We start from the raw sequence: 6,000 nt of genomic DNA, 5'->3' as shown, positions 1-6,000 counted from the left end.
GCCGGTCCCGCGCCGCTACGCCCCGATCCCGCCGAGGGTCGGGGCGTACGGCCGGACCTCGCCGACCGGGCGCCCGCCGCCGAGGACCGGGACGCTCGCCTGCTCGGTGAGGACGTCCGCCTCCAGCCCCAGGCGCTGGAGCACCCCCGCCATGGCAACGGCGCGGCCGCGCGTCGAGCCGTCGTCGATCTTGAGCGCCACGCCACGTCCGTCGGGCAGCCCCACGACGTAGACCGACTCCGCGCCCGCCTTGGCCACCACGCCGGGCAGCCCGCGGTGCAGCGCCAGCTCGTCGCGCCGGGTCCCCGAGACGTACTCCGGGTGCGCGCGTACGGCGGCCGCGACCCGGGCCTCCGCCGTCCCGGCGCCGAGCGCGATCCGGCCGAACGCCCGGGCCAGCCCCGTGAGCGAGACGGCCCAGAGCGGTGCGCCGCAGCCGTCGACGGCGGGGCCGACCGGCGTCTCGCCGGTCAGGTCGGCCAGCGCGTCCTCGACCGCCCGCTGCACGGGGTTGTCGGAAGCGAGGTAGGTGGCGGTGTCCGCGCCGGTCTGCACCGCGGTCAGCAGCATGCCGGCGTGCTTGCCCGAGCAGTTCATGGCGAGCCGGCTCCGGCTCCCGCCGGACCGCAGCAGGTCCTCCTTGGCCACCTCGTCGAGCGGCCAGTCCTCCGGGTCCTGCAGCGCCGTCTCGTCCAGCCCGGCCAGCGCGAGGATCCGCGTCACGGCCTCCAGGTGGAACGGCTCGCCCGAGTGCGACGCGCACGTGAGCGCCAGCAGCTCGCCGTCGAGGTCGAGCCCCGCCCGCAGCATCCCCGTCGCCTGCAGCGGCTTGCTCGAGCTGCGGGGGTAGACCAGCGCATCCGGGTCGCCGACCGACGCGAGGAGCGCCCCGTCGGGACCGGTGACCGCGACACGGCCGTGGTGGACGCTCTCCACGAGGCCGTCGCGGACGACCTCCACGAGGACGGGATCGACGTCGAAGGGCTGCAGCACACGCCGACCCTAGGACGACGGGGACGACGGGGACGGCCCTGACCACGTCCGCCCGCGCCGCGTGATCGGCGCGACGACCAAAAGTACGGACATGGGGCCCTACGCTTGTCGCTCGTGGACTGGCACGACTACGACGCTGCGCTCTTCGACCTCGACGGGGTCCTGACGCCGACGGCCGAGGTGCACATGCGCGCCTGGCGCGACCTCTTCGTCGACTTCCTGACGAAGCGCGGCGAGACCGGTCGGCCGTACACCGACGCCGACTACTTCGACTTCGTCGACGGCAAGCCCCGCTACGACGGGGTCCGCGACCTGCTCGCGTCCCGCGGGATCACGCTGGCCGAGGGCGACCCGTCCGACCCGGCGGACGCCGAGACCGTGTGCGGGCTGGGCAACCGCAAGAACGACTTCTTCGCCGCGGCGCTGGCCGCCGGGGGCGTCGAGCCCTACCCGGGCTCGGTCGTCCTGCTCGACCACCTCGAGCAGGTCGGCACCAAGGTCGCGGTCGTCTCCTCGTCGCGCAACGCGCCCGCCGTGCTCGAGGCGGCCGGGCTGGCCGACCGCTTCGAGGTCGTCGTCGACGGGCAGGTCTCCGCGGATGCGGGCCTGGCCGGCAAGCCCGCGCCGGACACGTACCTGGAGGGGGCGCGCCGCCTCGGCGTCGACCCCGAGCACACGGTCGTCTTCGAGGACGCGGTCTCGGGCGTCGCCGCGGGCCACGCGGGTGGCTTCGGCCTGGTGATCGGGGTCGACCGGGGCGTGGGCCCGGACAAGCTCACCGACGCCGGGGCCGACCAGGTCGTCACCGACCTCGCCGAGCTGGTGGACGAGCGATGAGGGGCTCGCACGAGGACACCCCGCCGCACCACCAGGACCCGCTGGACCGCGCGCGCTTCCCGGTCCGGGACTGGAGCCTGAGCGAGGTCGTCTACGGCGCCGGGGACCTCGGCGTCACCGAGACCCTCTTCGCCGTCGGGAACGGCTACCTCGGCATGCGCGGGAACGTCGAGGAGGGGCGCGAGACGTACGCGCACGGGACCTTCATCAACGGCTTCCACGAGACCTACCCGATCCGTCACGCGGAGGAGGCCTTCGGCTTCGCGAAGGTCGGCCAGACCATCGTCAACGTCCCCGACAACAAGACGATCAAGCTCTACGTCGACGACGAGCCGCTGCTGCTCCCGGTCGCCGACCTCGAGGACTACGAGCGCACGCTCGACTTCCGCGACGGCGTCCTGCACCGCGACCTCATCTGGCGCACGCCCGCGGGCAAGCGGGTGCAGGTGAGCTCGCGCCGGATGGTGAGCTTCACCCAGCGGCACCTGGCGATCATGACCTTCGAGGTCACGATGCTCGACGACAGCGCACCGGTCGTCATCTCCAGCCAGACCCTGAACCGTCAGGACGGGCGCGACGAGTACCACGTGCGCTCGGCGGCGATGGGGGAGGGGAACCTCGCCGACCCGCGCAAGGCCGAGGGGTTCCACGAGCGGGTGCTCGAGCCGCAGACGCACTCCGCGGACGGGCACCGCCTGATGATGGGCTACCGCTGCGCCCACTCGGGCATGACGCTCGCCGTCGGGGTCGACCACCAGATCATCACCGAGAACGCGTACACCGAGCACATCAGCGCCGACGAGGACACCGGCAAGATGGTCTACCGCGTCGCCGCCTCGCGCGGGCAGACGATCACGGTGGTCAAGACCGTCACCTACCACACGTCGCGCGGGGTCCCCGTGCGCGAGCTGAACGACCGGTGCCGTCGGGTGCTGGACCGGGTCGCGGACCACGGCATCGACCGCGAGCTGGCGGACCAGCGGCGCTGGCTCGACGCCTACTGGGACCGCTCCGACGTCGTGCTCACCGGCCAGCCCGAGCTGCAGCAGGCCGTCCGCTGGAACCTGTTCCAGATCGCCCAGGCCGCGGCGCGCGCCGAGCAGTCGGGCGTGCCCGCCAAGGGCGTCACGGGCTCCGGCTACAGCGGCCACTACTTCTGGGACACCGAGATCTACGTCCTGCCGTTCCTGACCTACACGTCGCCGTCGATGGCCCGCAGCGCGATGCGGTTCCGCTACAAGCTGCTGGACGCCGCCCGCTCCCGAGCGCGCGAGCTGACGCAGGTCGGGGCCCTCTACCCTTGGCGGACGATCAACGGCTCCGAGGCGTCGGCCTACTACGCTGCCGGCACCGCGCAGTACCACATCGACGCCGACGTGGCCTTCGCGTTGTGCAAGTACGTCGCGGCCAGCGGCGACCACGACTTCATGAACCGCGAGGGCATCGACATCCTCGTGGAGACCGCGCGGATGTGGGCCGACCTCGGCTTCTGGCGGGAGAACGGCGGCGGCCGCCGCAGCTTCCACATCCACGGTGTCACCGGGCCCGACGAGTACACGACCGTCGTGAACGACAACCTGTTCACCAACGTCATGGCCCGCTTCAACCTCGACCAGGCGGCGTGGACGCTTGGCTGGATGCGGACCGAGGCGCCGCAGGCGTACGCGCTGGCGGTGGAGCGGCTCGCCATCGGCCAGGACGAGGCGGCGGAGTGGACCGCGGCCGCGCGGGCGATGACGATCCTCTTCGACCCGGTCACGGGCATCAACCCGCAGGACTCGCTCTTCCTCGACCGCGAGGTCTGGGACCTCGCCAACACCCCGAAGGCGATGCGGCCGCTGCTCCTGCACTACCACCCGCTGGTGATCTACCGCTTCCAGGTGCTCAAGCAGGCCGACGTGGTGCTCGCGCTGTTCCTGCAGGGTGACCACTTCACCGCCGAGCAGAAGCGCGTCGACTTCGAGTACTACGACCCGATCACCACGGGCGACTCGACGTTGTCCGGGGTCGTGCAGTCGATCATCGCGGCCGAGGTGGGCTACGCCGACCTCGCCCTGCGCTACTTCCAGAACTCCCTCTACGTCGACCTGGCCAACCTGCACGGCAACACCAGCGACGGCGTGCACGTGGCCTCGACGGGCGGGGTCTGGAACGCGCTCGTCTACGGCTTCGCCGGGATGCGCGACTACAACGGCGTGATCACCTTCGACCCGCGCCTGCCGGAGGCCTGGCCGTCGCTGAGCTTCCAGCTCACCCTGCGCGGCACCCGCGTCCGGGTCGACCTGGAGGCGCGGCGGATGGGGTTCGTGGTCCTCGAGGGCGGTCAGGCGGAGTTGAGCGTCCGCGGCCACCGCGTGGTGGTGTCGGCCGCCGCGCCGGTCTGGGTCCCGCTGGAGGACCAGGGCCCCCGGCTGCACGGGCCGATCGGCTCGCGCGGCGGCGAGCGGCGCCCCGACGGGACGCTGATCACCGCCAGCGTCCCGCAGGCGACCAAGGTCTAGCCGCTCCGGACCGGGACGCCCGCTCGTGAGCGGACCCCCGCCTGGTCGTGCGCCGGAGCGAAGCGGAGGCGGAAGACTCAGCCGTGCTCGATCTTGTCGGGCTGCTCGAAGTAGGTGTGCCGGCTGTAGAGCGCGCGGTTGATCACGAAGGTGATCGCCCACAGCACGATGCCGATCCCGATCAGCACGAGCGCCACCGTGTACTGCTCGGTGGCGCGGCCGGTCCACGGGCCGACGAGGTAGGCGCACGCGAGGCCGCCGACGATCGGGAGCGCCGTCGGGGCCCGGAAGTGCTCGTGGTCGACGCGCTCGCGCCGCAGCACCAGGCAGCAGACGTTCACGACCGTGAACACCCCCAGCAGGAGCAGCGCGGTGGTCCCACCGAGGGCGCTGATCCGGCCGACGACGGTGATGAGGCCGACGGCGAGCGCGGTGGTGAACAGGATCGCGACCCACGGGGTGCGCCGGCCCGGCAGCACCCGGCCGAGGACCGGCGGGAGCACGCGCTGGCGGGCCATGCCGTAGAGCAGGCGGCTGGCCATGAGCATGTTGATCAGGGCGGTGTTCGCGACGGCGAACATGCTGATCAGCGGGAAGATGTCGCCGATCGGCAGGTCCGGCGCACCGGCGTTCACGACCTTGAGCAGCGGGGCGTCGCCCTGGCCGAGCTCGCCGGCGGGCACGAGGGCGATCGCGGTGATCGACACGAGGACGTAGATCGCGCCGGTGATCGACAGGCCGGTGAGCAGGATCTTGGGGAAGACCTTCGACGGCTCGTGCACCTCCTCGGCCATGTTCACCGAGTCCTCGAAGCCGACCATCGCGAAGAACGCGAGCGACGTCGCCGTGGTGACGGCGATGAAGATCGACTTGTCCTCGGCGGTGTCGAACATGACCACCCGCGACAGGTCGGCCTTGCCCTGGGTGAAGGCGTAGAAGCCGACGAAGATCACGAGCAGCAGGCCGGTGAGCTCGATGCACGTCAGCACGATGTTGGCGTAGACGCTCTCGGCGACCCCGCGGAGGTTGACCAGGGCGATGACCAGCACGAAGCAGACCGCGAGCACCGTCGTCAGGCCCGAGGACAGGTCGACCTCGGCGCCGCCCAGCCACTCCGAGCGGACGACGTTCACCATCGCCTCGAGGTTGGCCGCGAACGCCCGCGCCGCGGTCGCCGCCGAGGTGATGCCCGAGCACATGACGGCGAACGCCAGCAGGAACGTCACGAAGTGCACCCCGAACGCCTTGTGCGCGTAGAGCGCGGCGCCGGCGGCCTGCGGGTACTTGGTCACCAGCTCCAGGTAGGAGAAGGCGGTGATCAGCGCGACGGCGAAGGCGATCAGGAACGGCAGCCAGACGACCCCGCCCACCTCCTTGGCGACCGTCCCGGTCACCGCGTAGATGCCGGTGCCGAGGATGTCGCCGACGATGAAGAGGAGCAGCAGCTTGGGCCCCATCACCCGCTTCAGCCCGGGCTCGTCCTTCGCCTCGTCGGTCCGGTCGGCGGTCGTGGTCTCGCTCACGGGTCTGCTCCTCCGTCAGGGGACTGCGGGTGATCAGTGTGTCGGTCGGTGGCGCTGAGGGCTAGGGGTGGGAGCCGGGCACGGCGCGCGCCACCCGGGCTTGAAGCCCTGCCACCGCCTGATCTCGCGCCTCTGCCTGGACGACC

General features: G+C 71.8%; 4 protein-coding genes. 2 read left to right on the top strand and 2 right to left on the bottom strand.

What is annotated here, in order from left to right:
* Nucleotides 1-15: 15 nt before the first annotated feature.
* Nucleotides 16-993 (bottom strand): asparaginase, encoded by a 978-nt coding sequence (locus tag ABD665_RS16465; protein ID WP_204910032.1) that lies wholly within the window; start codon nucleotides 991-993, stop codon nucleotides 16-18.
* A gap of 114 nt (nucleotides 994-1,107) precedes the next feature.
* Between ABD665_RS16465 and ABD665_RS16460 the strand changes: the two genes are divergently transcribed.
* Together ABD665_RS16460 and ABD665_RS16455 are read left to right on the top strand one after the other, a co-directional pair.
* Entirely contained in the window at nucleotides 1,108-1,830 is a 723-nt protein-coding gene (locus ABD665_RS16460; RefSeq protein ID WP_204910031.1) for a beta-phosphoglucomutase family hydrolase, read from the top strand.
* Nucleotides 1,827-4,331, top strand: a complete 2,505-nt coding sequence (locus tag ABD665_RS16455; protein ID WP_204910030.1) for a glycosyl hydrolase family 65 domain-containing protein — start codon at nucleotides 1,827-1,829, stop codon at nucleotides 4,329-4,331. Before ABD665_RS16460 ends, ABD665_RS16455 begins: the two co-directional genes overlap by 4 nt.
* Nucleotides 4,332-4,408: 77 nt before the next feature.
* Here the strand turns inward: ABD665_RS16455 and ABD665_RS16450 are convergent, their stop codons facing one another.
* Nucleotides 4,409-5,854, bottom strand: a complete 1,446-nt coding sequence (locus tag ABD665_RS16450) for an APC family permease (protein WP_344742528.1) — start codon at nucleotides 5,852-5,854, stop codon at nucleotides 4,409-4,411.
* Between the last annotated feature and the right edge of the window lie 146 nt (nucleotides 5,855-6,000).

Origin of the sequence: Microlunatus spumicola (genome assembly GCF_039536445.1) — a bacterium.
Lineage (GTDB): Bacteria > Actinomycetota > Actinomycetes > Propionibacteriales > Propionibacteriaceae > Microlunatus > Microlunatus spumicola.
Note: the sequence above shows the minus strand (reverse complement) of the source record. Positions and strands in the feature narration are given on the sequence as shown.